Source organism: Variovorax paradoxus (assembly GCF_022009635.1).
Lineage (GTDB): Bacteria > Pseudomonadota > Gammaproteobacteria > Burkholderiales > Burkholderiaceae_C > Variovorax.
Map to the genome: position 1 here is coordinate 3,617,486 of NZ_CP091716.1, position 26,674 is coordinate 3,644,159.

General features: G+C 69.2%; 21 protein-coding genes. 12 read left to right on the forward strand and 9 right to left on the reverse strand.

Annotated elements, in window-relative coordinates:
• Positions 1–99 precede the first annotated feature (99 nt).
• From L3V85_RS16810 to L3V85_RS16820, 3 genes are read left to right on the forward strand one after another with little or no spacing between them, the layout of a single operon-like run.
• Positions 100–1,350, forward strand: a complete 1,251-nt coding sequence (locus tag L3V85_RS16810) for an efflux RND transporter periplasmic adaptor subunit (protein WP_237680189.1) — start codon at positions 100–102, stop codon at positions 1,348–1,350.
• Positions 1,351–1,390: 40 nt separating this feature from the next.
• Positions 1,391–4,660, forward strand: coding sequence for an efflux RND transporter permease subunit (locus L3V85_RS16815; RefSeq protein WP_237680190.1), 3,270 nt, complete (start codon positions 1,391–1,393; stop codon positions 4,658–4,660).
• Between the two features lie 15 nt (positions 4,661–4,675).
• Positions 4,676–6,172 carry an efflux transporter outer membrane subunit gene (locus L3V85_RS16820; RefSeq protein WP_237680191.1) on the forward strand — a complete coding sequence of 499 codons (1,497 nt, stop codon included), beginning with the start codon at positions 4,676–4,678 and terminating at the stop codon, positions 6,170–6,172.
• Positions 6,173–6,249: 77 nt separating this feature from the next.
• Here the strand turns inward: L3V85_RS16820 and L3V85_RS16825 are convergent, their stop codons facing one another.
• Entirely contained in the window at positions 6,250–6,480 is a 231-nt protein-coding gene (locus L3V85_RS16825; protein ID WP_237680192.1) for a hypothetical protein, read from the reverse strand.
• A 152-nt stretch (positions 6,481–6,632) separates the two neighbouring features.
• Here L3V85_RS16825 and L3V85_RS16830 point away from each other — a divergent pair, with 152 nt between their 5' ends.
• The 4 genes from L3V85_RS16830 to L3V85_RS16845 are packed head-to-tail and all read left to right on the forward strand — an operon-like array spanning position 6,633 to position 10,490.
• Positions 6,633–8,093: a cobyric acid synthase gene (locus L3V85_RS16830; protein ID WP_237680193.1), complete on the forward strand. Its 1,461-nt coding sequence runs from the start codon at positions 6,633–6,635 to the stop codon at positions 8,091–8,093.
• A complete protein-coding gene (gene cobT / locus L3V85_RS16835; protein WP_237680194.1) occupies positions 8,090–9,139 on the forward strand; it encodes a nicotinate-nucleotide--dimethylbenzimidazole phosphoribosyltransferase in 1,050 nt (349 codons plus the stop codon). The genes L3V85_RS16830 and cobT overlap by 4 nt, the downstream gene beginning before the upstream one ends.
• Entirely contained in the window at positions 9,136–9,930 is a 795-nt protein-coding gene (locus L3V85_RS16840) for an adenosylcobinamide-GDP ribazoletransferase (protein WP_237680195.1), read from the forward strand. The genes cobT and L3V85_RS16840 overlap by 4 nt, the downstream gene beginning before the upstream one ends.
• Positions 9,927–10,490 carry a histidine phosphatase family protein gene (locus L3V85_RS16845; RefSeq protein ID WP_237680196.1) on the forward strand — a complete coding sequence of 188 codons (564 nt, stop codon included), beginning with the start codon at positions 9,927–9,929 and terminating at the stop codon, positions 10,488–10,490. The genes L3V85_RS16840 and L3V85_RS16845 overlap by 4 nt, the downstream gene beginning before the upstream one ends.
• A 31-nt stretch (positions 10,491–10,521) precedes the next feature.
• Here L3V85_RS16845 and L3V85_RS16850 read toward each other — a convergent pair whose 3' ends face one another.
• Positions 10,522–13,305: a LuxR C-terminal-related transcriptional regulator gene (locus L3V85_RS16850; RefSeq protein ID WP_237680197.1), complete on the reverse strand. Its 2,784-nt coding sequence runs from the start codon at positions 13,303–13,305 to the stop codon at positions 10,522–10,524.
• A gap of 142 nt (positions 13,306–13,447) precedes the next feature.
• Here L3V85_RS16850 and L3V85_RS37335 point away from each other — a divergent pair, with 142 nt between their 5' ends.
• Positions 13,448–15,010 (forward strand): methyl-accepting chemotaxis protein, encoded by a 1,563-nt coding sequence (locus L3V85_RS37335; RefSeq protein ID WP_272934797.1) that lies wholly within the window; start codon positions 13,448–13,450, stop codon positions 15,008–15,010.
• A gap of 27 nt (positions 15,011–15,037) precedes the next feature.
• Here the strand turns inward: L3V85_RS37335 and L3V85_RS16865 are convergent, their stop codons facing one another.
• Positions 15,038–15,886: an Ivy family c-type lysozyme inhibitor gene (locus tag L3V85_RS16865; protein WP_237680198.1), complete on the reverse strand. Its 849-nt coding sequence runs from the start codon at positions 15,884–15,886 to the stop codon at positions 15,038–15,040.
• Positions 15,887–15,916: 30 nt separating this feature from the next.
• Positions 15,917–16,564 carry an endonuclease III gene (nth, locus tag L3V85_RS16870; protein ID WP_237680199.1) on the reverse strand — a complete coding sequence of 216 codons (648 nt, stop codon included), beginning with the start codon at positions 16,562–16,564 and terminating at the stop codon, positions 15,917–15,919.
• Between the two features lie 109 nt (positions 16,565–16,673).
• On the opposite strand from nth, the gene L3V85_RS16875 reads away from it, so the two are divergent.
• The gene (locus L3V85_RS16875) at positions 16,674–17,861 is read left to right on the forward strand and encodes a PLP-dependent aminotransferase family protein (protein ID WP_237680200.1); all 1,188 of its coding nucleotides are present in this window, start codon (positions 16,674–16,676) and stop codon (positions 17,859–17,861) included.
• Between the two features lie 9 nt (positions 17,862–17,870).
• Here the strand turns inward: L3V85_RS16875 and L3V85_RS16880 are convergent, their stop codons facing one another.
• A complete protein-coding gene (locus tag L3V85_RS16880; RefSeq protein WP_176664311.1) occupies positions 17,871–18,098 on the reverse strand; it encodes a hypothetical protein in 228 nt (75 codons plus the stop codon).
• A 69-nt stretch (positions 18,099–18,167) separates the two neighbouring features.
• Here L3V85_RS16880 and L3V85_RS16885 point away from each other — a divergent pair, with 69 nt between their 5' ends.
• A complete protein-coding gene (locus L3V85_RS16885; RefSeq protein ID WP_237680201.1) occupies positions 18,168–18,497 on the forward strand; it encodes a DUF6172 family protein in 330 nt (109 codons plus the stop codon).
• Positions 18,498–18,507: 10 nt separating this feature from the next.
• Here the strand turns inward: L3V85_RS16885 and L3V85_RS16890 are convergent, their stop codons facing one another.
• From L3V85_RS16890 to mfd, 3 genes are all read right to left on the reverse strand, one after another.
• Entirely contained in the window at positions 18,508–19,572 is a 1,065-nt protein-coding gene (locus L3V85_RS16890; RefSeq protein WP_237680202.1) for an Ldh family oxidoreductase, read from the reverse strand.
• Between the two features lie 78 nt (positions 19,573–19,650).
• Positions 19,651–20,364, reverse strand: a complete 714-nt coding sequence (gene serB / locus L3V85_RS16895) for a phosphoserine phosphatase SerB (RefSeq protein ID WP_237680203.1) — start codon at positions 20,362–20,364, stop codon at positions 19,651–19,653.
• Entirely contained in the window at positions 20,361–23,843 is a 3,483-nt protein-coding gene (gene mfd / locus L3V85_RS16900; protein WP_237680204.1) for a transcription-repair coupling factor, read from the reverse strand. Before mfd ends, serB begins: the two co-directional genes overlap by 4 nt.
• 119 nt (positions 23,844–23,962) lie before the next feature.
• Here mfd and ispD point away from each other — a divergent pair, with 119 nt between their 5' ends.
• Positions 23,963–24,685 (forward strand): 2-C-methyl-D-erythritol 4-phosphate cytidylyltransferase, encoded by a 723-nt coding sequence (ispD, locus tag L3V85_RS16905; RefSeq protein WP_237680205.1) that lies wholly within the window; start codon positions 23,963–23,965, stop codon positions 24,683–24,685.
• On the forward strand, positions 24,682–25,170 hold the full coding sequence (gene ispF / locus L3V85_RS16910; protein ID WP_237680206.1) for a 2-C-methyl-D-erythritol 2,4-cyclodiphosphate synthase: 489 nt from the start codon (positions 24,682–24,684) through the stop codon (positions 25,168–25,170). The genes ispD and ispF overlap by 4 nt, the downstream gene beginning before the upstream one ends.
• A gap of 14 nt (positions 25,171–25,184) precedes the next feature.
• Here ispF and L3V85_RS16915 read toward each other — a convergent pair whose 3' ends face one another.
• The gene (locus L3V85_RS16915) at positions 25,185–26,606 is read right to left on the reverse strand and encodes a sensor histidine kinase (protein ID WP_237680579.1); all 1,422 of its coding nucleotides are present in this window, start codon (positions 26,604–26,606) and stop codon (positions 25,185–25,187) included.
• Between the last annotated feature and the right edge of the window lie 68 nt (positions 26,607–26,674).

Genomic DNA, 26,674 nt, shown 5'->3' on the forward strand with positions numbered 1-26,674 from the left:
GTGCGAGGGCCCCTTTTTTTCCGAAATCCGCCTCCTGGTGCCGAAAAGCGCCGGGCTGGCCTGTTGCATCCCAAAAGTCATCGAGAAGGACTGAACATCATGTCGAACAACGAGAAAAAGCTTTCTTCCGCCGCCCGCAAGGGCCTGTGGCCTGCCGTGACCGGCCTCACCGCGCTGCTGGCAGTGGCCGCCGCGGTGGTGGGCATGTACAGCTTCAAGGCCGAAGCCAACAACACCCCGGCCGCGCCGCAGGCCACGCCGGTGTCGGTGGCCACCGTGGCCTCGAGCGAGATCAACGCCTGGGACGAGTTCTCGGGCCGGCTTGAAGCCGTCGAGCGCGTCGACGTGCGCTCCCGCGTGGCGGGCGCCGTGCAGGCGGTGCACTTTCGCGAAGGCGCGCTGGTGAAGCAGGGCGACCTGCTGGTCACCATCGACCCCGCGCCGTACGCGGCCGAGGTCGAGCGCGCCGAGGCGCAGGTGGCGTCCGCGCAGGCCCGCCAGTCGTTCAGCCGCAGCGAGCAGGAGCGCGCCAAGCGCCTGTGGGACGACAAGGCCATCGCCCAGCGCGAATTCGACGAGCGCGTGAACGCCGGCCGCGAAGCCGACGCCAACCTGCGCGCGGCGCAGGCCTCGCTGCAATCGGCGCGCCTGAACCTGGGCTACACGCAGGTGCGCGCCCCGGTGTCGGGCCGCATTGGCCGCATCGAGGTGACGGTGGGCAACCTGGTGGCGGCCGGCCCGGGCGCCCCGGTGCTGACCACGCTGGTGTCGGTGAGCCCCATCTACGCGAGCTTCGACGCCGACGAGCAGGTCATCACCCGCGCCCTGAAAGACCTGCCCACCGGCTCCAGCGCCCGCGGCCAGATCGAGAGCATTCCCGTGCAGATGGGCACCGCCGGCCTGGACGGCACGCCCTTCACCGGCAAGCTGCAGCTGATCGACAACCAGGTCGACGCCAAGAGCGGAACCGTGCGTGTCCGCGCTTCCTTCGACAACAAGGACGGCGCGCTCATCCCCGGCCAGTTCGCCCGCATCCGCATGGGCCAGGCGCGCAGCGACAGCGCGCTGCTGGTGAGCGAACGCGCCATCGGCACCGACCAGAACAAGAAGTTCGTGATGGTCGTGGGCGAAGACAGCAAGGCCACCTACCGCGAAGTGACGCTGGGCGCCTCCATCAACGGCCTGCGCGTGGTGAGCAAGGGTCTGAAGGCGGGCGACCGCGTCATCGTCAACGGCCTACAGCACATCCGCCCCGGCGCGCTGGTGGCGCCGCAGCAAGTGACCATGGACGCCAAGGCCGACCCCAAGCAACAACAACCGGAACGCGTCGCGGAAGCGGCCAAGTCCTGATTTCGGAGGAGGGCGCAGCCGCGCCCGCCGGAGAACCAACATGAATCTCTCAAAATTCTTCATCGACCGGCCGATCTTTGCCGGCGTGCTGTCGCTATTGATGCTGATAGCCGGCCTGATCGCGCTGCGCGGGCTGCCGATCTCGGAGTACCCGGAAGTCGCGCCGCCCTCGGTGGTGGTGCGCGCCCAGTACCCCGGCGCCAACCCGAAGGTGATCGCTGAAACCGTTGCCACCCCGCTCGAGGAGCAGATCAACGGCGTCGAAGGCATGCTCTACATGGGCAGCCAGGCGACCACCGACGGCGTGCTGACGCTCACCGTCACCTTCCGCCTGGGCACCGACCCCGACAAGGCGCAGCAACTGGTGCAGAACCGCGTCTCGCAAGCCGAGCCGCGCCTGCCCGAGGAAGTGCGCCGGCTCGGCATCACGACCGTCAAGAGCGCGCCCGACCTGACGATGGTGGTCCACCTCGTCTCGCCGAACAACCGCTACGACATCAACTACCTGCGCAACTACGCGGTGCTGAACGTGAAGGACCCGCTGGCACGCATCGAAGGCGTGGGCCAGGTCCAGATCTTCGGCGGCGGCGACTACTCGATGCGCGTGTGGCTCGACCCGCAGAAGGTCGCGCAGCGCGGCCTCTCGGCTTCCGACGTGGTGGCCGCCATCCGTGGCCAGAATGTGCAGGCCGCGGCCGGCGTGGTCGGCGCTTCGCCGGGCCTGTCGGGCGTGGACATGCAGCTGTCGATCAATGCGCAAGGTCGCCTGCAGAGCGAGGAAGAGTTCGGCGACATCATCGTCAAGAGCGGCACCGACGGCGCCGTCACGCGTCTTCGCGACATCGGCCGCCTGGAAATGGGCGCCGCCGACTACTCGCTGCGTTCGCTGCTGAACAACGACCCGGCCGTCGGCATGGGCGTGTTCCAGGCGCCGGGCTCCAACGCGCTCGACATCTCGGCCAACGTCCGCAAGACGATGGAAGAGCTGAACAAGAACATGCCCGAGGGCCTGGAATACCGCATCGCCTACGACCCGACGCAATTCGTGCGCGCATCGATCGAATCGGTGATCCACACGCTGCTCGAAGCCATCATGCTGGTGGTGCTGGTCGTGATCCTGTTCCTGCAGACCTGGCGCGCTTCCATCATTCCGCTGCTGGCCGTGCCGGTGTCGGTGATCGGTACCTTCGCGGTGCTGCATGTGCTGGGTTTCTCGATCAACGCGCTGAGCCTGTTCGGGCTGGTGCTGGCCATCGGCATCGTGGTGGACGACGCCATCGTGGTGGTGGAGAACGTCGAACGCAACATCGAGGCCGGGCTCACGCCGCGTGAAGCAACGTACCGTGCCATGCGCGAAGTGTCGGGCCCGATCATCGCCATCGCGCTGGTGCTGGTGGCTGTGTTCGTGCCGCTGGCCTTCATCAGCGGTCTCACGGGCCAGTTCTATCGCCAGTTCGCGGTGACGATTGCGATCTCGACAGTGATCTCCGCCATCAACTCGCTCACGCTGTCGCCCGCGCTCGCCGCCTTGCTGCTGCGCGGCCACGACCAGCCCAAGGACGCGCTCACGCGCGGCATGGACCGTGCCTTCGGCTGGCTGTTCCGCGGCTTCAACAAGCTGTTCCATCGCGGCTCGGAGGCCTACAGCGGTGGCGTGAAGAACGTCATCTCGCGCAAGGCGCTGATGCTGGCGATCTACGTCGCGCTCATCGCGGTGACCTTCGGTCTGTTCAAGGCGGTGCCCGGCGGCTTCGTGCCGGCGCAGGACAAGCAATACCTGATCGGCTTTGCGCAACTGCCCGACGGCGCCACGCTGGACCGTACCGACGAAGTGATCCAGCGCATGGGCGAGATCATGAAGAAGAACCCGAACGTGGAAGACGCCATCGCCTTCCCGGGCCTGTCGATCAACGGCTTCACCAACAGCTCGAACTCGGGCATCGTGTTCGCCACGCTCAAGCCTTTCGACCAGCGCAAGCGCCCCGACCAGAGCGGCGGCGCGGTGGCCGGACAGCTCAACGGTGCCTTCGCCGGCATCCAGGACGCCTTCATCGTGATGTTCCCGCCGCCGCCGGTGGCGGGCCTGGGCACCACGGGCGGCTTCAAGCTGCAGCTGGAAGACCGCGCCTCGGTGGGCTACGACCAGATGGACGCGGCCGTGAAGGCCTTCATGGCCAAGGCACAGCAGGCGCCCGAGCTGGCCGGCATGTTCACCAGCTGGCAGGTCAACGTGCCGCAGCTGTACGCGGACATCGACCGCACCAAGGCCCGCCAGCTCGGCGTGCCGGTGACGGACATCTTCGACACCATGCAGATCTACCTGGGCAGCCTGTACGCCAACGACTTCAACAAGTTCGGCCGCACGTACAGCGTGCGTGTGCAGGCCGATGCGCCGTACCGCGCCCGTGCCGAAGACGTGGGCCTGCTGAAGGTGCGCTCCACGAGTGGCGAGATGGTGCCGCTGTCGGCGCTGATGAAGGTGAATTCGACCTTCGGGCCGGAACGCGCCATGCGCTACAACGGCTACCTGGCCGCCGACATCAACGGCGGCCCGGCACCGGGCTATTCGTCGGGCCAGGCGCAGGACGCAATCACCAAGATCGCGGCCGAGACGCTGCCCAAGGGCGTCAGCTTCGAATGGACCGAGCTGACCTACCAGGAAATCCTGGCCGGCAACTCCGCCTTCCTGGTGTTCCCTCTGGCCATTCTTCTGGTGTTCCTGGTGCTGGCCGCGCAGTACGAGAGCCTAACGCTGCCGATCGCGATCATCCTGATCGTGCCGATGGGCATCATGGCCGCGATGGCGGGCGTGTGGATATCGGGGGGTGACAACAACGTCTTCACGCAGATCGGGTTGATCGTGCTGGTGGGGCTGAGTGCGAAGAACGCGATTCTCATCGTGGAGTTCGCACGGGAGCTCGAATTTGCCGGCCGCACCCCCGTGCAGGCCGCCATCGAAGCCAGCCGCCTGCGCCTGCGCCCGATTCTCATGACCTCGCTGGCCTTCGTGATGGGCGTGCTGCCCCTCGTGCTGTCGACCGGTGCGGGCTCGGAGATGCGCAAGGCCATGGGCGTGGCTGTGTTCGCCGGGATGATCGGCGTGACGGCCTTCGGCCTGTTCCTCACGCCGGTGTTCTACGTGCTGCTGCGCCGCCTGGCCGGCAACCGCCCGCTGAAGCTGCATGGCGAAGTGCCGCACGGCGAAGACTTCGTGTCGGCCGACCATCCGGCAACCCCGTCGCTGGGTGGCTCGGGCGGTGGTGGCCTGCACCCGATGCCTGCGTCGCCGCGTCCTTCGCATGACGACTGATCAAGAAAGTTCATCATGAATTTCCAAGCAAAGAATCTGGTGAAGCCGTTTCGCACCGCCTTGCTGCCGCTGATGGCCGCCCTGGTGCTGGCCGGCTGCGCCACCGTGCCTTCGGGCCTGCCCGAAATCCAGACCACGGCCCAGTTCAAGGAACAGGGCAAGGACCAGGGCGCCACGCCGCCCGCCGGCTTCACGCGCGCCGTGCCTTCCGAGTCGCAGCCGCGCGGCGCCTGGTGGCTGGCGTTCAACGACCCGACGCTCAATGCGCTGGTCGAGAAGGCCGACATCCACAACAACGACATCCAGGCCGCCGCCGCGCGCCTGGCCGAGGCCCGCGCGCTGGCGCGCACCGCCGACGCCGACCGCCTGCCGCAGATCGGCCTGGGCGCCGGCGCCAACCGGGGCGCGGGGCTGGACAAGGCCACGGCCAGCACCCGGCCGGCCACGATGACCAACATCGGCGCCACGTTCTCGTACGAGGTCGATCTGTTCGGCCGTCTCTCGGGCGCCAGCAAAGCGGCCCGGCTCGACGCGGCCGGCCGCGAGGCGCTGCTGCAGAGCACCCGGCTCGCGGTGCAGGCGCAGACCGCGCAGACCTACCTGCAACTGCGCGCGCTCGACGCCGAACGCGCCCTGGTGCGCGAGCAGGTCGAGGCCTACCGCGACACGCTGCGCCTGTCGCAGCGCCGCGAGCAGGCCGGCGACATCGCCGAGCTCGACGTGGCGCGGGTGCAGACCGAGGTGTCGTCCACCGAGTCCGACGCGCTGGCGCTCGACCGGCAGCGCGCCCAGGTCGAGCATGCGCTGGCCGTGCTGGTGGGCGATTCGGCCTCCAGCTTCGGCCTGCGCACCGACGAGTGGTCGACCGTGCTGCCGAACATTCCGGCGGGCGTGCCTTCCACCGTGCTGATGCGCCGTCCCGACGTGTCGGCCGCCCAGAGCGCGGTGCTGGCCGCGCAGGCGCGCGTGGGCGTGGCGCAGGCCGCGTGGTTCCCCGACATTTCGCTGACCGGCGCCGCCGGCTACGCCTCGCCCGAGATCGGCGACCTGTTCAAGTGGTCGGCCCGCTCGTGGGGCGTGGGCGCGCTGCTGTCGCTGCCGATCTTCGACGGCGGCCGCCGCGAGGCCGGCGTGCAGGGCGCCAATGCCCAGCTCGACGGCGCGCTGGCCAGCTACCGCACGCAGGCGCTGGTCGCCTTCCAGGAGGTCGAAGACCAGCTGGCCGCCATCCGCATCCTGCAGGAGCAGTCGGTGGTGCAGGCGCAGGCCGTGACCTCGGCCCAGCGCGCGACCAGCCTGTCGGACACGCGCTATCGCAACGGCTACATCAGCCAGCTCGACCTGCTGGACGCGCGCCGCAGCGAACTGCGCAACCGCCGGCAGGCGCTGCAGGTGAAGTCCGCGCAATACCAGGCGGCGGTGGCCCTGGTCCGCGCGATCGGCGGGGGCTGGGACGTGCCGGCGCCCGTGGCGTCAGCGCCGGCCACCGGGCAGGCCGTGGCCGCACGCTGAGCGGCCCGGAGCGACCGCGGAACTTGAAAAAATTGAAAGCCTGAACGCTGCAAGGCGGTCTTTGCGCCGCCGTGGGTTCAGTCGGTTTTGCCGGCTGTGCCTGCGGCGGCGCTTATTTTTTGCAGTTCCAGCACGCCAAGCGCCAGGGCGTTGGAATAGGTGGCCTGCGGCTTGGGTGCGGTGCGGTAGACCCGGTAGTCGAGGGTCTCGGAGGCGTCGCCGCCGTGGTGGGCTTCGAGAAGGGTCCAGAAAAACTGGCCCGGCTCGCGTTCCTCGACAGCTAGCGCCAAATCGTTCAAAACTGGCATGGGTCCCTGAGTGCGATGCGATGTGTGAGCCGTGTCTACGCATCAGAGCCACTTTTGGATTCAAGCGCTGCATTTGCAATGCTCGAGGTGTGAAAGATGTCGCATTTCGTCGATCCGCATGGATGGTTTTGGCGCTCAACGACAATCCGCCGATGAGTTCAAAGGCGAAAAACGGGCCGGCGCGCAGCGTCATGGTTCTGGGCACCACCAGCGGGGCCGGCAAGAGCTGGCTGGCCACGGCGCTGTGCCGCTGGTACGCGCGGCGCGGCCTGAAGGTGGCGCCGTTCAAGGCGCAGAACATGAGCAACAACGCCCGCGTGGTGGGCGGCGGAGAAATCGGCAGCGCCCAGTATTTCCAGGCCCTGGCCGCCAACGCCGTGCCCGACGTGCGCATGAACCCGCTGCTGCTCAAGCCCGAGCGCGACACCCGCAGCCAGGTGGTGCTGATGGGGCAGGTGAACGAAGAACTCTCGGCCCTGCCGTGGCGCGGCCGCAGCGAGCGCGTCTGGCCCCGGATCGCCCGGGCGCTCGACGAGCTGCGCGCCGAGAACGACGTGGTGGTGATCGAAGGCGCCGGCTCGCCGGCGGAGATCAACCTCATGGCCAGCGACATCGTCAACATGCGCATCGCCCGCCATGCCCAGGCCCGCTGCCTGCTGGCGACCGACATCGACCGGGGCGGCGCCTTCGCCCACCTGTACGGCACCTGGGCGCTGCTGCCCGAGGCCGACCGGGCGCTGCTGCAGGGCTTCGTGCTCAACAAGTTCAGGGGCGACGCCGCATTGCTGGCGCCCGCGCCGCAACAGCTGCAGGAGCTGACCGGCGTGCCCACCGTGGCCACGCTGCCCATGTGGTGGCAGCACGGCCTGCCCGAGGAAGACGGCGTGTTCGACGACCGCAGCCGCGCGAGCGGCACCGTCACCCGCACGGTGGCGGTGGTGGCGTATCCGCGCATCAGCAACCTCGACGAATTCCAGGCGCTGAAGAACGTGCCGGGCGTGCGCCTGGTCTGGGCCCGCACGCCGGCCGACGTGGCGGCCGCCGACTGGATCGTGCTGCCCGGCTCCAAGCACACCAGCGGCGACCTGGCCTGGCTGCGCGCGCAGGGCCTCGACCGCGCCGTGGCCGCGCACGCCGAGCGCGGCGGCGCCGTGCTGGGCATCTGCGGCGGGCTGCAGATGCTGGGCGAGGCGCTGGTCGATCCGCACGGCATCGACGGCAACGCCCCGGGGCTTGGCCTGCTTCCGCTGGTGACGGTGTTCGCGCGCGAGAAGACGGTGCGCCACCGCACGGCCAACTTCGGCGAACTGGGCGGCGCCTGGGCCGCGTTGTCGGACGTGCCGGTGGCCGGCTACGAAATTCACCACGGCCAGACGGCCGCCCATCCGCAACTCGCGCACGACGGCCAGCCGGTGATGCCCGACGGGCTGGCCTGGCAGAACGCGCGCGGCAACGTGCTGGGTATTTATATGCACGGCCTGTTCGAGGACCCCGGCGCGCTTCATGCATTGTTCGGCGCCTCGGCGCCCACGCTGGACGCCACCTTCGACGGCCTGGCCGATTTCATCGACTCCCACTTCGACGCCGGCGTGTTGGCCGGACTGATCGCATGAACAACGACAACAAGCTGATCCCCGACATCCCCGACTTGGCCGACACCGCGCTGGCGGTGCGCCTGCAGAGCGCGCTCGACAACAAGACCAAGCCGCTCGGCGCGCTGGGCCGGCTGGAGGCGCTGGCCCTGCGCATCGGACTGATCCTGGGCAGCGAGCTGCCGCAGCTCGAGGCACCGCAGATGCTGGTGTGCGCGGGCGACCACGGGCTGGCGGCGCGCGGCGTCTCGGCTTACCCGAGCGATGTGACCTGGCAGATGGTCGAGAACTTCCTGGCCGGCGGCGCGGCGGTGAGCGTGCTGGCGCGCCAGCACGGCCTGGCGCTGACTGTGGTCGACTGCGGTGTGCGGCGCGGCTTCCCGCCCCGGCCCGGCCTGGTCTCGCGCCGGGTAGCCGCGGGCACGGCCGACGCCTCGGCCGGCCCGGCCATGACCGCCGAGCAATGCGCCCAGGCCATCTCGAACGGCCGCGACGTGGTGCGGGCGCTGCCCGGCAATGCCTTGCTGCTGGGCGAGATGGGCATCGGCAACAGCTCGTCGGCCGCGCTGCTGCTGTCGCGACTGGGTGGGCTGCGCATCGACGACTGCACCGGCATCGGCACCGGGCTCGACGGCGCGGGGCTGGTGCGCAAGCGCGAGGTGCTGCGCCAGGTGCTGGCGCTGCATGCGGGCGCGACGGCGCCGCTGGACGCGCTGGCCGCTTTCGGGGGCTTCGAGATCGCCACGCTGGTCGGGGCGGTGCTGCAGGCCGCCGAGGAGCGGCGCGTGATCGTGGTCGACGGCTTCATCGCCAGTTCGGCCGTGCTGGTGGCGCAGGCCCTGCAGCCGTGCGTGGTGCAGCGCTGCGTGGCGGCGCATTGTTCGGCCGAGCCCGGGCACCTGCTGCTGCTGGAGCAACTGGGCCTGGAGCCGCTGCTGAATCTCGACCTGCGGCTGGGCGAAGGCTCGGGCGGTGCGCTGGCCTGGCCGCTGCTCGAATCGGCCTGCCGCATCCTGCGCGAGATGGCGAGCTTCGAGGCCGCGGGCGTGTCGCGCAAGGACGCATGAGCGGGATTCGCCATTTCCTGCTGGCGCTTCAGTTCTTCACGCGGGTGCCGGTGACGGGCCCGCTCGCGGACTGGGTCGGCTTCAGTCCGCAGATGCTGCGCGCGAGCGCCGCGCACCTGCCGGGCATCGGCTGGGTGGTGGGCGCCGTGGCGGCGCTGGTCTTCACGGGCGTGGGCATGGGGCTGCCCGGCGTGGCGGGCGCGCTGGCGGCGGCGGTGCTGAGCACGGTCGCCACGGTGATGCTCACCGGCGCCTTCCACGAAGACGGGCTGGCCGACGTGGCCGACGGGCTGGGCGGCTCGGCCCGGCGAGAGCGCGCGCTGGAAATCATGAAGGACTCGCGCATCGGTGCCTTCGGCGCGGTGGCGCTGGTGCTGGCGCTGGGCCTGAAGTTCGCGCTGCTCGCCGCGCTGGCGGCGCGCGGGCTGCAGTCGGTGGCCATCGCCATCGTCGGCGCGCATGTGCTGTCGCGGCTGATGCCGCTGTTTTTGATCCGCTGGCTGCCCTACGTGGGCGACAGCGGCGCGAGCAAGGCCAAGCCGCTGGCGGACGCGATCAGCGGCGGCGCGCTGCTCATCGCCGTGGTGTGGACCTTGCCCGCCGTAGCCTTGCTGCTGCTGGCGCACGACGCCGTGCACGTCGGCGCGGCGGTGCTCGTTGCTCTGTTGGCGGCGGGCTGGATGGCGCGGCTCTTCATGCGGCGGCTGCAGGGCTTCACGGGCGACGGGCTGGGCGCGACCCAGCAGGTCTGCGAGCTCGCGATCTACCTGGCGCTGGCCTGGCACGCATGAGCACGCTCTGGCTCCAGCGCCATGCGCCGGTGGTGGCCGAACCCGGCCTCTGCTACGGCGCGACCGACCTCGAAGCCCATGCCGACGCCACGCTCGACGCCGCCCGTCGCATCGCGAAGCTGCTGCCCGCCGGGACGATGCTGTGCAGCTCGCCCCTGCGGCGCTGCGCCGCGCTGGCCGACGCCATCGCCGCGCTGCGGCCCGATCTGCCGCTGCGGCGCGACGCCCGGCTGGCCGAGATGGATTTCGGTGCCTGGGAAGGCCGGCCCTGGTCCGCGATTCCGCGCGAAGACTTCGATGCCTGGACCGCCGACTTCGCGGACCTGCGCGTGGGCGGCCACGGCGAAAGCGTGCGCGACTTCATGTCGCGCATTGCCGAGGCGCACGACGAATGGCTGGGGCAGCCGCGCGACACGCTGTGGGTCACGCATTCCGGGGTGCTGCGCGCGGTGACGCTGCTGCGGCGCGGCATCCGCTGCCCGGCGGTGGCGGACGACTGGCCCGGCGGCGAGATGCCGTTCGGCGGCTGGCTGACTTTCGAGCATCCGCCTTCCGGCTGATCCCTCCGTCTGATGTGAGCGAGGGCGGCGGCTACTTGTCGCCGTCGTCGCGTTCCAGCTCGAGCCGCATGCGCTCGGCGACGGCGCCGCGCCCGTGGGCGTCCAGCTTCATGTAGATGTTCTTCAGGTGCCACTTGACCGTGTCCAGCGACAGGCCGAGCGTGAGCGCGATCTTCTTGTTCGGCAGCGACTGCAGCAGCAGCTCGGCGATCTCGGCTTCGCGCAGCGTGAGCAGGCGGCTCAGCCGGCGGTCGTCCCGAAAGCGCGGCACCGGCGGCGGCTCGGCGCGCGCGTCGCTCTGCAACTGCGCCAGGGCCTCGATGCGCTCGATGAAGAACGACAGCACCGGGTCGAGGTTGGGAATCGTGGCCACCGTGCGGATCAGCGCCAGCGCGTTGTCGTGCGCGCCCAGCAGGGTGGACAGCAGCCCCAGCCGGTGGCCCAGGCGCAGGGCGGCGCACACGCGTGCCCGCGACGCTTCGGCGCGCCCGAGCCTGCGCTCGACCTCGGCCGCCTGGAGCTGGAGGGCGGCGACGAAGCCGACCTGTCCGCGTTGTCCGTAGCGGTGGGAGAGGGTTTCGATCTTCGCCAGCGTGGGCAGAAGGTCGCCGTCGTGCATCGCCATGCAGATGCGCGCCCGCTCCACGATGTCGGCGATGCGCCGGAGGGTGCCGGGCTCGACGCCCGGGTGACGGCCGTGCAGCACTTCCAGTTCCTGCAACGACGCCCGTGCTGCTTCGGCGTCGTCGCTCGCCAGCTGGATCCTGAGTTGCTCCAGCAGCACGCAGGCCAGCGCGCGGTCCATGCCGAAGCGCCCCAGGAAGCTCCCGGCCTGCGCCAGATGCTCCAGCGCCTCGCGCCAGCGGCCGGCCGCCTGCTGCGCGCGGTTCGACACGATGATCATGCGCAGGGCGGTGTCGGGAATCAGGCCGTCGTGCGTGCCCAGCTGTTCCTGGATGAAGCGCGCGGCGGCCAGCGGGCCCTGCTGCTCGTAGAGCACCTCGACCAGCAGCTGGGCGGTCAGCCGCTCGGCCTCGGCGCAGCGCGCGCCGCGCTCCTGCGCTTCGCTCAGCACCTGGCGGTAGATGCGCTCGGCGCGGTGCATCTGGCCCTCGACGGCATACGACAGGCCCACGAGGCAGCGGCCCACCAGCGACCCGAACAGGGTGCCGACCACGGGCTCGCCGTCGACCCGGGGCGTCGGCTCGTCGCGCTGGATGCGCCGCGCCTGCTCGAACTCGCCGCGGTGCAGGTAGAGCCAGGTCAGCACGTTGCGGCGGCCTGCCAGCGCGAAGTCGTCGGCGCCCGGCGGCGGCGCCAGCAGCTCGGGCAGCAGCCGCGAGAGCGCGTCGTTGTCGTCGTTGCGGATGGCGAGCAGGCAGCCCAGCAGCGTCAGCCGGTAGCGCATGGCCGGCGCAATGTCGCCCGCCTGCGCCCGCAGCAGCTCGATGCTGCGGGCGCAGTCGTCGAGGCGGTAGTCGGCCAGTTCGACCCAGGCCATCCAGAGAGCGAGATTGGCGTTGTCGCCGATGGTCTGGGTGTCGAGCTGGCGCACCAGCGCGATCATCTCGGTCATCCGGCCCTGGGTGAACAGCGCCGACGCGCCGCGCTCGGCCAGCCGGGCTGCCGTCTCGCGATTGCCGGCCGCCAGCGCATGCCGCACGGCCTGGTGGTGCATGCCGCGAACCGCGAACGACTGGCAGGCCGTGGCATGCACCCGCAGGCGCTCGGCTTCGGGCCGGGCCGCGAAGCGCGTCAGCAGCACGCTGCGCAGCAGCGGGTGCATGTACCACCAGCGCTCGCGGGGCGGCGCGGCGTCCGGGGCGTCGAGCGGTTCGGGCGGCTCGTGCGCTTCCGGCACGGCGGACAGCAGGCCTTCGCGCGCCAGCGGTTCCAGCAGCTCGGCGCACAGGGCGGGGGTGAAGCCGGCGCCCGCCAGGTCGGCGCACAGCGGCGCGTTGAAGCGAGTGGAGGCGGCGCAGCAGGTGAGCAGGCGCAGCTGCGTTTCCGAGAGACGGGAAAAGACGTGGTCGTGAAAGTACGCGGCAAAGGGCTCGGGGTCGGGCACGCCGTGCACCAGCGGCGACGACTGCACGCCGCGCCGCCGCCGCACGTCGGCGCTGGCCAGTCGCAGCAGGGCCGGCCAGCCCTCTGTGAGCCGGTGGATCGCGGAGGCGGCGCGCTCGTCGAGGTCGGGCAGGCGCATGCAGAGGTAGTCGATCGACTCAGGCAGGCTGAAGCGCAGGTCGTCGTTGCGCAGCTCCAGCACGGCCTTGGAGGCCGGGGCGTGCGCCAGCGTCATCGGCAGGTCGTCCTGGCTGGCGAACACGCACAGCAGGTTGGGCGGCGCGTACTCGACGAGCAGTTGCAGCGCGTGCAGCACGTTCTCGCTCTGCGCGCAGTGCACGTCGTCCACGATCAGCACCACCTTGCGGCCCTGCGCCGCAATGCCGCGCACCAGTGCGATGACCAGCCGCTCGATGGCGTAGGCGTCGGGGCGGGCGTGGGCCACGGCCTGCCTGGGGATGGCGGCGTCGATGCCGCCCAGAGCCGCCATCAGGGCGGTCATGAAATGCAGGTCGCCCTCGGGAACGTCGGCGAGCCGGACCCAGGCGATGTCGGTGTCGGCCGAAACCAGCTCGCGCTGCCAGGTGAGCAGCAGCGAACTCTTGCCGAAGCCGGCGGGCGCCCGCAGCACGACGCAGCGGCGCGCGCCCGGCGCCGCCAGCCGGTCGAGCAGGCCCTGGCGGACCAGCAGCCGGCGGCTGCGGGTGCGCAGTGCCGTCGCGCCGGGGGAGAGATCGGGTTGCTGCATCCCTGCGAATTCTCATTCATCCGGCGCCCGCTGAAACACATGTATCCGGGTTTGCCCATCCCACCCTTCAGGGGTGGGGTGGCGCATGCAGGGGCCGCCGATGACGAAAGGGAGGCCCCGCAACTTTTTTGAAGGAAGCTACATGCTCGATCTTTCGAATCTCAGGATTGGCGCCCGTCTCGGGCTGGGTTTTGCGCTGTTGCTGCTGCTGCAGCTGGTCATCACCGGCATCGGCCTGCGCGAGATGGCGCATCTTTCGGAGCGCATCGCCTTTGCGACCGAGGTCGGCCAGCGCAAGCTCGACGAACTCAACAACGTGCAGTCCGCCATCGGCAAGCGGGCCATCGCGGCGCGCAACCTGGCGCTGGTGAGCGACTCGGCCGCGCAGAAAGGCGACATCGAACTCGTCGGGAGCTCCCAGCGCGAGATCGACGGCGGGCTGCAGAGCCTGGCCACCGTGATGGCCGACCCCGCCGCCTCGACCCCCGAGGAACGCCAGATGCTCGAAAAGCTGCGCGCGCTGGAGGCGCAGTACCTGCCCATCGCCAAGAACGTGGTCGGGCTCGCCACCTCGCACCAGACCGACGCGGCCGTCAAGGTGCTGACGCAGGAGTGCATGCCGCTGCTGAACCAGGTGCTGGCGCATGTGGCGGCCTTCCAGGCGCAGCTGAAGAAAAGCGCCGACGAGAGCACCGCGTCGACTCAGGCCGCGTACCAGCGCGCCAAGTGGATGATCGTGTGGATCAGTTGCGCCTCGCTGGTCGGCGGGCTGCTGCTGGCCTTTCGCATGACGCGCTCGATCACGCGGCCCCTTGGGCAGGCGGTAACGGTGGCGCAGCAGGTGGCTTCGGGCGACCTGACGGCGCGCATCGAGGTGGGGGATTCCTCGGAGTCGGGCATGCTGATGCGCGCGCTGCGCTCCATGAACGACGAGCTGGCCAAGGTGGTGGGGCAGGTGCGCGACGGCACCGATTCGATCGCCACGGCGTCGAGCCAGATCGCCTCGGGCAACCGCGACCTGTCTTCGCGCACCGAGGCGCAGGCCAGCTCGCTGGAGCAGACGGCGGCGTCCATGCAGGAGCTGACCTCCACCGTCAAGCAGAACGCCGACAACGCGCGGCTGGCCAACCAGCTGGCCGACTCGGCCTCGCAGGTGGCGTCGCGCGGCGGCGCGGTGGTGGACCAGGTGGTGGAGAAGATGGCGTCCATCAACGCCTCGTCGCGCAAGGTGGTGGAGATCATCGGCGTGATCGACGGCATCTCTTTCCAGACCAACATCCTCGCGCTGAACGCTGCGGTGGAGGCCGCGCGCGCCGGCGAGCAGGGGCGCGGCTTCGCGGTGGTGGCCTCGGAGGTGCGCAGCCTGGCGCAGCGCTCGGCGGCGGCGGCGAAGGAAATCAAGACGCTGATCGGCGACTCGGTGGACGAGGTCGACGCGGGCAGCACGCTGGTCAATGAAGCCGGCAAGACCATGGAAGAGATCATGGGCAGCGTGCGGCGGGTGACGGACATCATGGCCGAGATCACCGCGGCCAGCCAGGAGCAGTCGGCCGGTATCGAGCAGGTGAACGACGCCATCAAGCAGATGGACCGCACCACGCAGCAGAACGCGGCGCTGGTCGAGCAGGCCTCGGCCGCCGCGCAGTCGATGAACGATCAGGCCGCGGGCCTGGTGCATGCGGTGCGCATGTTCAAGCTGGCCTGAGCGGGCAGCGCGCGGAGCCCTTCGGCTTCAGTTCTTCTGGCGCCACTGCTCGCGCCAGAGCTTGTCGAGCTGGGGCGCGAGCGCCGCGGGCGGCGTGCCCACGAGACGGTTCTTGCCGTTGCGCTGCACCAGGCCGTAGATGCGGCCCGAGCCCTGGTCGTACAGGGCGATGGCGTTGTTGTCGTAGCAGTCGTGCGGCTTGCAGAAGGCATGCAGCAGGTAGCGCGTGCCGTCGACCGTCACCCATTGGGGCTCGGGCGCCGGGCCTTCGCGGCGCACCAGCCAGCGGTCGGTCTCGCGCGTGCCGAGCGCGGCGCGCCAGGCCTTCTGCATGGCCGGGCCCTGGGCCAGCGCGGCGGGGCTGCCGGTGGGCGGGGCGGGTTGCTTCGCGGGCGCCGCGGCTTCGGCCGGCGGCGGCGCGGCGCGCGCGGCGCCGTCGCAGCGCCAGTAGCGCAACTTCATCATGTCGGGGCCGAGCTGGCCGGCGACGGGCTTCTCCGCGTCCAGCGTGATCGACTGGCCGCGCGCCTCGCGGTAGACCAGGAAGGTCATGGCGCCGGCCTTGCCCACGGTGCTCATCAGCGCCACGTCGAAGTTGGCGGGCGGAGGGCTGTTGCCGAAGAAGCTGTGGGCCGTCTGCGGCGCCGTGCCGACCACGCGGCGCTTGCCGCTGGCGGCGATCAGCATGTCAGGGTGCACCTGCACGGTGGGCGCGGCCGCGTTGGCGCAGTCGGTCGACCAGCGCCCGCCGTACTGCGCCATCGCATCGGCGGGCAGGCCGGGCGAAGCGGCCTGCGACCACGACACGGCCGGCACGCAGACGGCCATGCCGAGCAGGACGGTGGCCAGGAGCGTGCGGGACGGGGGCTTCTTCATTGTCATTCGGTGTGTTGTCGGGTGTGTTTTTCAGGCTGTCTTCGGCGCCGGCGTCTTGGGCTTGTAGTCGCAGAAGGTGGCGACCGCGCATTCCCAGCAACGCGGCTTGCGCGCCACGCAGATGTAGCGTCCGTGCAGGATGAGCCAGTGGTGCGCGTGCAGCCGGTATTGCAGTGGGACGCGCTTCTCCAGCTTGAGTTCCACCTCGAGCGGCGTCTTGCCCGGCGCGAGCCCGGTGCGGTTGCCCATGCGGAAGATGTGCGTGTCGACCGCGATGGTGGCCTCGCCGAAAGCCACGTTCAGCACCACGTTGGCGGTCTTGCGGCCCACGCCGGGCAGCGCCTCCAGCTCGGCGCGGGTGCGCGGTACTTCGCCGCCATGCTGCTCGACCAGCATGCGGCAGGTTTCGATCAGGTGCTTGGCCTTGCTGCGGTACAGGCCGATGGTCTTGATGTATTCCTCCAGGCCTTCCACGCCGAGGTCGTAAATGGCCTGCGGCGTGTTCGCCACCGGGAACAGCTTGCGCGTGGCCTTGTTCACGCCCACGTCGGTGGCCTGCGCGGACAGCAGCACGGCGGCCAGCAGTTCGAAGGGCGTGGTGTATTCGAGTTCGGTCTGGGGTTCGGGGTTGGCCGCCTGCAACGTGGCGAAGAAGAGGGGGATGGTTTCTTTTTTCATGGGGCGGGGATCGGCTTTAGCGCAATATATCGTTGAAAGGCCAAAGCCTTACGCAGCTTTATTGCCCGCCGCTTTCGCGACAATGGCACCCCAGAAAGAGAGCCAAACCATGCAATTCGCCTCCCGACTCGACAACGTCGAGACCTCCGCCATCCGCGAACTCTTCAAGCTGCTGGGCAAGCCCGGCATCATCAGCTTCGCGGGCGGCTTCCCTGACAGCGCCATGTTCGACGTCGAGGGCCTCAAGGAGGCGAGCAACAAGGCACTCACCGAAGAACCCGGCGGCGCGCTGCAATACGGCGCCACCGAAGGCTACGAGCCACTGCGCACCCAACTGAGCGCCTTCATGAAGACCAAGGGCGTCGACGTCGACCCCAGCGGCCTGATCGTCACCACCGGCAGCCAGCAGGCGCTGGACCTGCTGGGCAAGACCATGATCTCGCCCGGCGACAAGGTGATCGTCGAGGGCCCGACCTTCCTGGCCACCATTCAGTGCTTCCGCCTGTACGGCGCGCAGCTCATCAGCGCGCCCATCGACGCCAATGGCGTGAAGACCGACGAACTCGAGAAACTCATCGCCGAGCACAAGCCCAAGTTCGTCTACCTGATTCCCACCTTCGGCAACCCCAGCGGCGCCATGCTGAGCCTGGAGCGCCGCAAGAAGGTGCTCGAGCTGGCCGTGAAGTACCAGACGCTGATCGTCGAGGACGACCCCTACGGCGACCTGTACTTCGGCGAAGCCCCGCCGCCGTCGATCATGGCGCTGAGCAAGGACGTGCCCGGCAGCCGCGAACTGCTGGCCCACTGCGGCAGCCTGAGCAAGGTGCTGAGCCCGGGCCTGCGCATCGGCTGGATGATCGCGCCGCCCGAGCTGCTGGCCAAGGCCACCATGTGCAAGCAGTTCAGCGACGCGCACACCAGCACCTTCTCGCAGGCCACGGCCGCTCAATACCTCAAGAGCGGCCGCATGCCGGCCACGCTGGCGCATGTGCGCGAGGTGTACGGCCAGCGCGCGCAGGCCATGGGCAATGCGCTCAAGCGCGAACTGGGCGATGCGGTGAGCTTCACCCAGCCCAACGGGGGCCTGTTCTTCTGGGCGCGCCTGACGGGCGCCAACGGCAAGCTGGCCGATGCGAACGAACTGGCCAAGCGCGCGATCGAGAAACTGGTGGCCTTCGTGCCCGGCGCGCCGTTCTTCGCCGAGAAGCCCGACGTGGCCACGCTGCGCCTGAGCTTCGCGACGGCCGACGTGGCGAAGATCGAAGAGGGCGTCAAGCGCCTCGGACAGGCCCTGTAAGCCCCGGAGTCAAGGGGACCGGTGCAGCCGGGGCGCTGCAAGCAGGTCCAGGTTGTCCGCGATGGCCGCATCCACGTTCGGATAGCGGCCTTTCATTTTCGAGAGCGTCATGATGGTCTGGAGCGCCTTCAGGTCCTTGACCGAGGGCGCGACCTTGATCTGCGCGATGGCGGCGGTGGGATTGCCACCGTTGATCAATGCCATCACCTTGCTTGCCCAGTCGTTTGCGCGCGCCATGTCTTTCACCTGCTTTCGTTTGAAGCGCCGACTGTACACAGCGGCGCGGCGGGGGCGTTACGATCACCCATGAGAAAAACCTTTCAGCTTCAGGTCGAGGGCAAGCACCCCGACCGTCTCCTCGAAGCCATCAAGCACGAGATCCGCAAGTACATCAAGCGCGAGCGGCGGCGCGTATTGCCGGAAGGCGCGGACTTCTGGGACTTCGACTGCAAGTTCGGCGCGGCCGAGGAATCGGCCGAAGTCGTCCATCTTTCGGCCATTACCGGCCTGATCGACGGCGTGGTCAAGGACGGCGGCAAGCAGTTCTATGTCGAGGTCGTCGCCAAACCCGGCAAGCGCAAGCCGCGCCCCGCGGGTGAAACCGCCCCGGACGCTTCCGAAACCGAAGAAGACTGAGCCGGCCTCTTCAGGCCAGCGCCTGCGCCAGCCGCAGGCCGTGACGCTGCTCCGCATCCTGCAGCGCACGTGCGATCGACGGGTGCAGCCGCACCCCGTTCTTCGATTGCGCATCCCGACGCTTCAAACCGCCTTCGCCCGGCAGCCGCACAGGCTTTGCCGGGTCGATGGGCGTGTTGGCGCGGCATTGCGCGGCCACATGGTCCATCTGGCGCAGGAAGGCGTCCTTGCCGCCGAAGGCGTTGAGGTCGTGCAGCGTGATGTGCACCGTGGCGCCCCAGCCTTCGGGCGCATCGGCCCGGCCGTGACCCGCCAGGCCGGCGGTCAGCGTCTCGACCAGCAGCGCCATGCCGTAGCCCTTGTGGCCGTGGCTCAGGCCGCCCACGGGCAGCAGCGTGCCGGGCGGCTGGTCGAACAGCACCTGCGGGTCGTTCGACGGCTTGCCGGCGGCGTCGATCAGCCATTCCTCGGCGAAGGTCTCGCCGGCCGCGCGCTTGCGGTTGCTCATGCCGTTGGTGGTGATGGAGGCCGAGATGTCGACCATCACACCGCCCTGCGACAGCGGAAAGCCCATGGCCAGCGGATTGGGCGTGAACACGGCCTGCGTGCCGCCGAAGGGCGCGACGCTGGCGGTGTTGGGGTCGGAGCAGGCCAGCAGCATGAGCATGTCTTCCCGCAGCGCGCGCAGCATGTAGACGGCGAGGCAGGCGATGTGGTGGCTGCGGCGGATGACGAGCGAGGCGGTGCCGAGTTCGCGCGCGCGGGGCACCAGCAGGTCCATGCCCTGGTCCATGAGCCAGGGGCCGGGCAGGCGCTTGCCGTCCCACAGCACGGCGGCCGGGCGGTCCGACAGCACTTCGGGAGCGCCGTCGCGTGTCATGCCGCCGGACTCCAGCTCCTTCACATACCCGGCCAGCAGCGCGAGGCCGTGGGTGTCGTGGCCGAGCAGGTCGCCTTCGACCAGGGTGCGGGCGACGCTGCCGGCTTTCGATGCTTCGAGTCCGGCTTTCTGGAGGAGGGCGCTGGCGTAGTCTTCGAGGGCGTCGGCGCGGTAGAGCGGAGCGGTGTCGGTCATGTCCATGGTCCGTTGTCTCGTCGTGTTGTTCGATGTTCGTTCAGGGCGTGATCGCCCCAAGAATCGCGCCCCAACCAGTCATCGCAGTATTTCGAGAACGCGGTCCAGGCCGCCTTCGTTGATGGCAACCATGGCCTGCTCGCGCACCTTCGGCTTGGCGTGATAGGCCACGGATAGACCGGCCTCGCCCATCATCGGGAGGTCGTTGGCGCCGTCGCCCACGGCGATGGTCTCTTGCGCAGAGATGCCCATGAGCGACGCCACCTCGAGCAGCGTGCGGCGCTTCTCGGCGCCGTCGCAGATGTCGCCCCAGCTTTGCGTGACGACCTCTCCGGTGAGCTTGCCGTCGGCTTCGTCGAGCAGGTTGGAGCGCGCGAAGTCGATACCCAGGCGCTCCTTCACGCGGTTCGCGAAAAAGGTGAAGCCGCCCGACACCAGCAGCACCTTGAGGCCCGCCTTCTTGCAGGCCGCAACCAGCTCGCTCGCGCCGGGGTTGAGCTTCAGCCGCTCGTCGTACACCTGCTGCAGCGCCTCGACCGGCACGCCCTTCAGCAGGGCCACGCGGCGCCGCAGGCTTTCCTTGAAGTCCTTGATCTCGCCGCGCATCGTGGCTTCGGTGATGGCGGCCACCTCGGCCTTTTTGCCGACAGCGTCGGCAATTTCGTCGATGCATTCGATGTTGATCAGCGTCGAGTCCATGTCGAACGCGATCAGCTTGAAGTCGGCCAGTTTCAGCGGTGGCTTCACGCGCTGGATGACCAGGCCGGGGGAGATTTCTTGGGTGGCGCTCATGCGGTGACGTTTTCCTTGACGGTGGGTTGGCCCAGGCTGCGCAGCACGTCGCGCACCATCTGGGCCCGTTCCTTGGGTTCTTTCAGTTCGCGCTCGATGCGCAGCTTTTCGTTGCCCGCCAGCTTGATGTGCTTGTTCTTCTGGATCAGCTGGATGATGGCCATGCCATCCACCGGCGGGTCTTTCTTGAAGGTGATATTGATGATGCCGGGCGCGGCATCGACCTTCACCACGCCGTACGGCCGCGCCAGCACGCGCAGGCGGTGCGTGTCGATGAGCGTCTGCGCCTGCGGCGGCAGCTTGCCGAAGCGGTCGACGATTTCTTCGAGCAGCGTGTCGATCTGGTCGGGCGTCTTCGCGGTGGCGAGCTTCTTGTAGAACGACAGGCGAAGGTGCACGTCGCCGCAGTAGTCGTCGGGCAGCAGGGCGGGGGCGTGCAGGTTGATTTCGGTGGTAACAGACAGCGGCGACAGCAGGTCCGGCTCCTGCCCGGCCTTGAGCGCGCGCACGGCCTCGCTGAGCATCTCGTTGTAGAGCTGGAAGCCGATCTCCGTCATGTTGCCGCTCTGGCTTTCGCCCAGCACTTCGCCGGTGCCGCGGATCTCCAGGTCGTGCATGGCTAGGTAGAAGCCGGAGCCCAGTTCTTCCATCTGCTGGATGGCGTCGAGCCGCTGCGCCGCCTGCTTGGTCAGGCCCTCGGTGTCGGGCACCATGAGGTAGGCATATGCCTGATGGTGCGAACGGCCGACGCGGCCACGCAGCTGGTGCAGCTGCGCCAGGCCGAATTTGTCGGCACGGCTCATCACGATGGTGTTGGCGGTCGGCACGTCGATGCCGGTCTCGATGATGGTCGAGCACAGCAGCAGGTTGTAGCGCTGCGCCACGAAGTCGCGCATCACGCGCTCGAGCTCGCGCTCGGGCATCTGCCCGTGGGCCACGGCGATGCGGGCCTCGGGGAGGATCTCTTCCAGCTTCTGGCGGCGGTTCTCGATGGTCTCGACCTCGTTGTGCAGGAAGTAGACCTGCCCGCCGCGTTTCAGCTCGCGCAGCACGGCTTCGCGGATCACGCCGGTGCCTTCGTTGCGCACGAAAGTCTTGATGGCCAGGCGCCGCTGCGGCGCGGTGGCGATCACGCTCAGGTCGCGCAGGCCTTCGAGCGCCATGCCCAGCGTGCGCGGAATCGGCGTGGCGGTGAGCGTGAGCACGTCGACCTCGGCGCGCATGGCCTTCATCGCCTCCTTGTGGCGCACGCCGAAGCGATGCTCCTCGTCGATGATGAGCAGGCCAAGGTTCTTGAACTTGACCGACTGCGAAAGCAGCTTGTGGGTGCCGACCACGATGTCGACCTGGCCCTCGGCCAGCCCCTTGGCGGCGGCGGTGATTTCCTTGGCCGAGCGGAAGCGGCTCATTTCGGCCACCTTCACCGGCCACTTGGCGAAGCGGTCGACCAGCGTCTGGTAGTGCTGCTCGGCCAGCAGCGTGGTCGGCGCGAGGAAGGCCACCTGCTTGCCGCCGGTCACGGCGATGAAGGCGGCGCGCAACGCAACCTCGGTCTTGCCGAAGCCCACGTCGCCGCACACGAGGCGGTCCATGGGCTGGGGCGAGATCATGTCCTGCACCACGGCGTGGATCGCGGCCTTCTGGTCGGCGGTTTCCTGGAAGCCGAAGTCGTTGGCGAATACCTCGTAGTCGGCCGGCGAGTAGCGGAAGGCATGGCCTTCGCGCGCGGCGCGGCGGGCGTAGATGTTGAGCAGCTCGGCGGCCGAGTCGCGCACCTGTTCGGCAGCCTTGCGCTTGGCCTTTTCCCACTGGCCGGAGCCCAGCTTGTGCAGCGGAGCCTCGTCGGCACTGACGCCGGTGTAGCGGCTGATCTGGTGCAGCTGCGAAACGGGCACGTAGAGCGTGGCCTTGTCGGCGTACTCCAGGTGCAGCATTTCCTGCAGCAGCGGCTTGCCTTCGGCGTCGGTGCCCTGGCCCAGGTCCATGTGGATCAGGCCCCGGTAGCGGCCGATGCCGTGCGCCGTGTGCACCACCGGGTCGCCGACATTCAGCTCCGACAGGTCCTTGATGAGTGCTTCGACGTCGCTGACCTGCTCCTGCTTCTTGTTGCGCCGGCGCGTGGTGGGCGCGGTGGCGAACAGCTCGGTTTCGGTGACGAGGTCGATGCCTTGCTCGCGCCAGGCGAAGCCCGAGGCCAGCGCGGCGGTGGCGATGCCGACCTTTTCGTCGGCCGAGGCTTCGAACTCGGCCAGCGAGTCGAAGGCCGGCGGATTCACGCCGCTGGCGCGCAGGAAGTCGAGCAGGCTCTCGCGGCGGCCGTCGCTTTCGGCGATCAGCAGCACGCGGTGCGGCGTCTTCGCGATGTGCGCCTTGAGGCCGACCAGCGGGTCTTCGGCGCCGCGCACCACGGCGAAAGGCGGCAGCCTGTCGAACTCGGCGTAGGGTGCCTCGGTGGGGACGTCGCCGCGAATGGCAAGTTGTGCGTGCGGCTTGGCGCGCTGGTAGAACTGCTCGGCGTTCAGGAACAGCGCCTCGGGCGGCAGCGCGGGGCGCTCCGGGTCGCCGCGCACGAGGCGGTAGCGTTCGTTGGTGTCCTGCCAGAAATGCTGGAACGCGGGTTCCAGGTCGCCGTGCAACACCACGGTGGCGTCGGGTCCCAGGTAGTCGAACACCGTGGCCGTCTCGTCGAAGAACAGCGGCAGGTAGTACTCGATGCCGGCCGTTGCCACGCCGTTGCCCATGTCCTTGTAGATGCGGCTCTTGGTCGGATCGCCCTCGAGCAGCTCGCGCCAGCGGCCGCGGAAGCGCCCGCGCGCGTCTTCGTCCATCGGGAACTCGCGCCCCGGCAGCAGACGCACTTCTGGCACGGGGTAGAGGCTGCGCTGGGTGTCGGGGTCGAAGGTGCGGATGGAGTCGATCTCGTCGTCGAACAGGTCGACGCGGAAGGGCACCGGCGAGCCCATGGGGAACAGGTCGATCAGCCCGCCGCGCACCGCGTATTCGCCGGGGCTCACCACCTGCGTCACATGGCTGTAGCCGGCCAGCGTGAGCTGGGCCTTGAGCTTCGATTCCTCGAGCTTCTGCTTGGCCTTGAAATGGAAGGTGTAGCCGGCCAGGAAGGCCGGTGGCGCGAGCCGGTAGAGCGCGGTGGTGGCGGGCACCAGCACCACGTCGGCCTCCTTCTGGCTGATGCGCCAGAGGGTGGCCAGGCGCTCGCTGATCAGGTCCTGGTGGGGCGAGAAGCTGTCGTAGGGCAGCGTCTCCCAGTCGGGGAACAGGGCGCAGCGCAGCTCGGGCGCGAAGAAGGCGATTTCGTCGATCAGGCGCTGGGCGTCGTTGGCATCGGCGGTGAACATCGCCGTGGCGCGCCCGGCAGCTTTCTCGCGCATGGCCAGCTGCGCCAGCAGCAGTGCATCGGCCGACAACGGGGGACGCGGCAGCGTGAAACGCTTGCCCGCCGTGAGGTGGGGGAGGTCCATGGAACGCTTAGGAAATGCACAACACCCCGCGCCGGCTGGCGAGGGGTGTGCGAAGGGCAATTCTAGAATGGCGGCCCTTCATCCGCTTGTCGGCCATTGGCCCGCCCGTACAGGACCTCATGTCTTCTTCCCGACTTTTCGTGCTGATCCCCTGCGCCGGTTCCGGCCACCGCGCGGGCCATGCGCAGTCCACCCAGCCCAAGCAGTACCAGCGACTGGCCGGCCTGCCGATGGTGGCCCACACGCTGGAGGCCTTCCGGGCGCTGTCGGGCCGCTTCGCGGGGCTGGCGCTGGTGGTGTCGCCGGACGACCGCGACGTGGATGCCGCATTGCCGCGCTTTCCCGCCGAGAACGAATACCTGCTGCGCGTGGGCGGCCTGACCCGGGCGGCCACGGTGCGCAACGGCCTCGCGGCGCTGCGCCAGAAGGGCGCCGGCGCGCACGACTGGGTGCTGGTGCACGACGCGGCGCGCTGCCTCGTCAGTTCCAGCCAGATCGAGGCGCTGATCGCCGCCTGCGAGCACGACGCCGTGGGCGGCCTGCTGGCCCACCGGCTGGCGGACACGCTGAAGGTGTCGACCACCGAAAGCCGCGTGGCCCAGACACTGCCGCGCGCCGACAAGTGGCTCGCACAGACGCCGCAGATGTTCCGCATCGGCATGCTGCTCGACGCGCTGGAGCGCATCGGCGATGCCGTGACCGACGAGGCCGGCGCCATCGAGGCCATCGGCCTGTCGCCGCTGCTGGTGCCGGGCAGCGCGCAGAACTTCAAGGTGACCTACCCCGAAGACTTCGCACTGGCCGAGGCCGTGCTGCTCGGCCGCAAGAAGGGCATGGCATGACGAGCGCTTTCAACATCCGCATCGGCGAGGGCTGGGACGTTCACCAGCTGGTGGCGGGGCGCAAGCTGATCCTGGGTGGCATCGACGTGCCGCACTCCACCGGCCTGCTGGGCCACTCGGACGCCGACGTGCTGCTGCACGCCATCACCGACGCGCTGCTGGGCGGCGCCGGGCTGGGCGACATCGGGCGGCACTTTCCGGACACCGATCCGCAGTTCCGCGGCGCCGATTCGTCGGTGCTGCTGGCCGAGGCGGCGCGCCGGGTGCGCGCTGCAGGCTGGGAGATCGGCAATGTCGACAGCACAGTGATCGCGCAGGCGCCCAAGCTGGCGCCGCACATTCCGCTCATGTGCCAGCGCATCGCCGACACGCTGGGCGTGACACTGGAACAGGTGAACGTGAAGGCCAAGACAGCCGAGAAGCTGGGTCCGGTGGGCGAAGGCCGCGCGATGGAAGCGCGCGCGGCCGTTCTGCTCCACCGCTGACGCGGCGCCGGTGTTCAGGTCGGCTTCTTGCCGCCCTGCGACTCGCCGGGTTTGCCGGCGCTCGTAGGCATCGCCCGCGGCATCCGTATGTGGGCCGCGAGGCCGCGCCCCGGGGTGCTGGTCAGCGCGAAGGTGCCGCCCATGCGCTCGATGTTCTTCGCCACGATCGACAAGCCCAGGCCAGCGCCGGCCGCCGAGGTGCGGGCCGTGTCGCCGCGAAAGAAGGGCTTGGTCAGCTGTGAGAGCAGGGCGGGCTCGACGCCCGCGCCGTGGTCGCGCACCTTGATCAGTACCGCGTCGTTGTTGGCCTGCGCCTGGATCGTCACGTCGGCCACGCCGGTGGAGGGCGTCTTGCCGTAGCGCCGCGCGTTCTCGACCAGGTTGGAAATCACCCGCGTGAGCTCGACCTCGTCGCCCAGCACCCGCAGATCGGCGGGCACGTCGACGGTGATGTTCATCTCCTCGTAGTCCTGCACGGCGTAGGTGCAGGCATCGACCACGTCGCGCAGCAGCACCGGGCGCGGATCGACATGGTCGGGCCGCGCGTAGTCGAGGAACTTGTCGATGATCGCGTCGAGCTGGGCGATGTCGGCGGCCATGTGATCGCGCGCGTCTTCGTCGGCCACGCTCATCTCTGTTTCTAGCCGCAGGCGTGCCAGCGGCGTGCGCAGGTCGTGCGAGATGCCGGCCAGCATGATGGCGCGGTCCTGCTCGATCTTGGCGAGCTGGTCGGCCATGCGGTTGAAGCCGATGTTCACGGCCCGGATCTCGTTGGTGCGGGCGCGTTCGTCGAGCCGGTGGGCTTCGTATTCGCCCTCGCGCACTTGCATGGTCGCGCGCGACAGTTGCTTGAGCGGCAGGTTGATGAGCCGCGTGATCAGCGCCGCCCCGGCCAGCGACAGCGCCATCGCCGTGCTCAGCCAGACCAGCCAGGTGCGCCCGCCCACCCGGCTGAAGCGCGTGGGGTCGAGCAGCAGCCAGTAGGTGTCGCTCTCGATGGTGAAGCCGATCCACAGGCCCGCTTCGTCGTTCACACGGCTGGCCACCGTGGTGCCTTCGCCGAGCTGGTCGATCAGCTCCTCGGTCACGCGCAGGTCGAGCGCGCCGCTGGTGTAGGGCTCGAAGCGGTCGTTGGGCTCGCGCGGCAGGATGCGCACGCCTTCCTGGTCGGCCAGCGTCTTGATGAGCGAGACCCGGGTGATCGCGTCCGAATACACCAGCGCCGCGCGCGTGAGGTTCACGAGCGAGGCAATCTGGTGCGCGGTCTGAATCGCGCGGGGCTCGTATTCGAGCGAGCGGAAAGTCTGCAACCACGCGACCGTGCAGCCGATCAGCAGCAGCGCGAGCAGGAAAAAGGTGCGCCAGAAGAGGCTGAAGCCCAGCTTGAGGCCGGGGCGTCGGTCACGCTGCGCGCTCGCCTCGAGCGGGCTCGGCATCGTGACCTGCGCGCCGTCCTCCTGGACCAGGCCTGGTCTGGCGGGTTGGCCGATGGCCACCTTTCAAC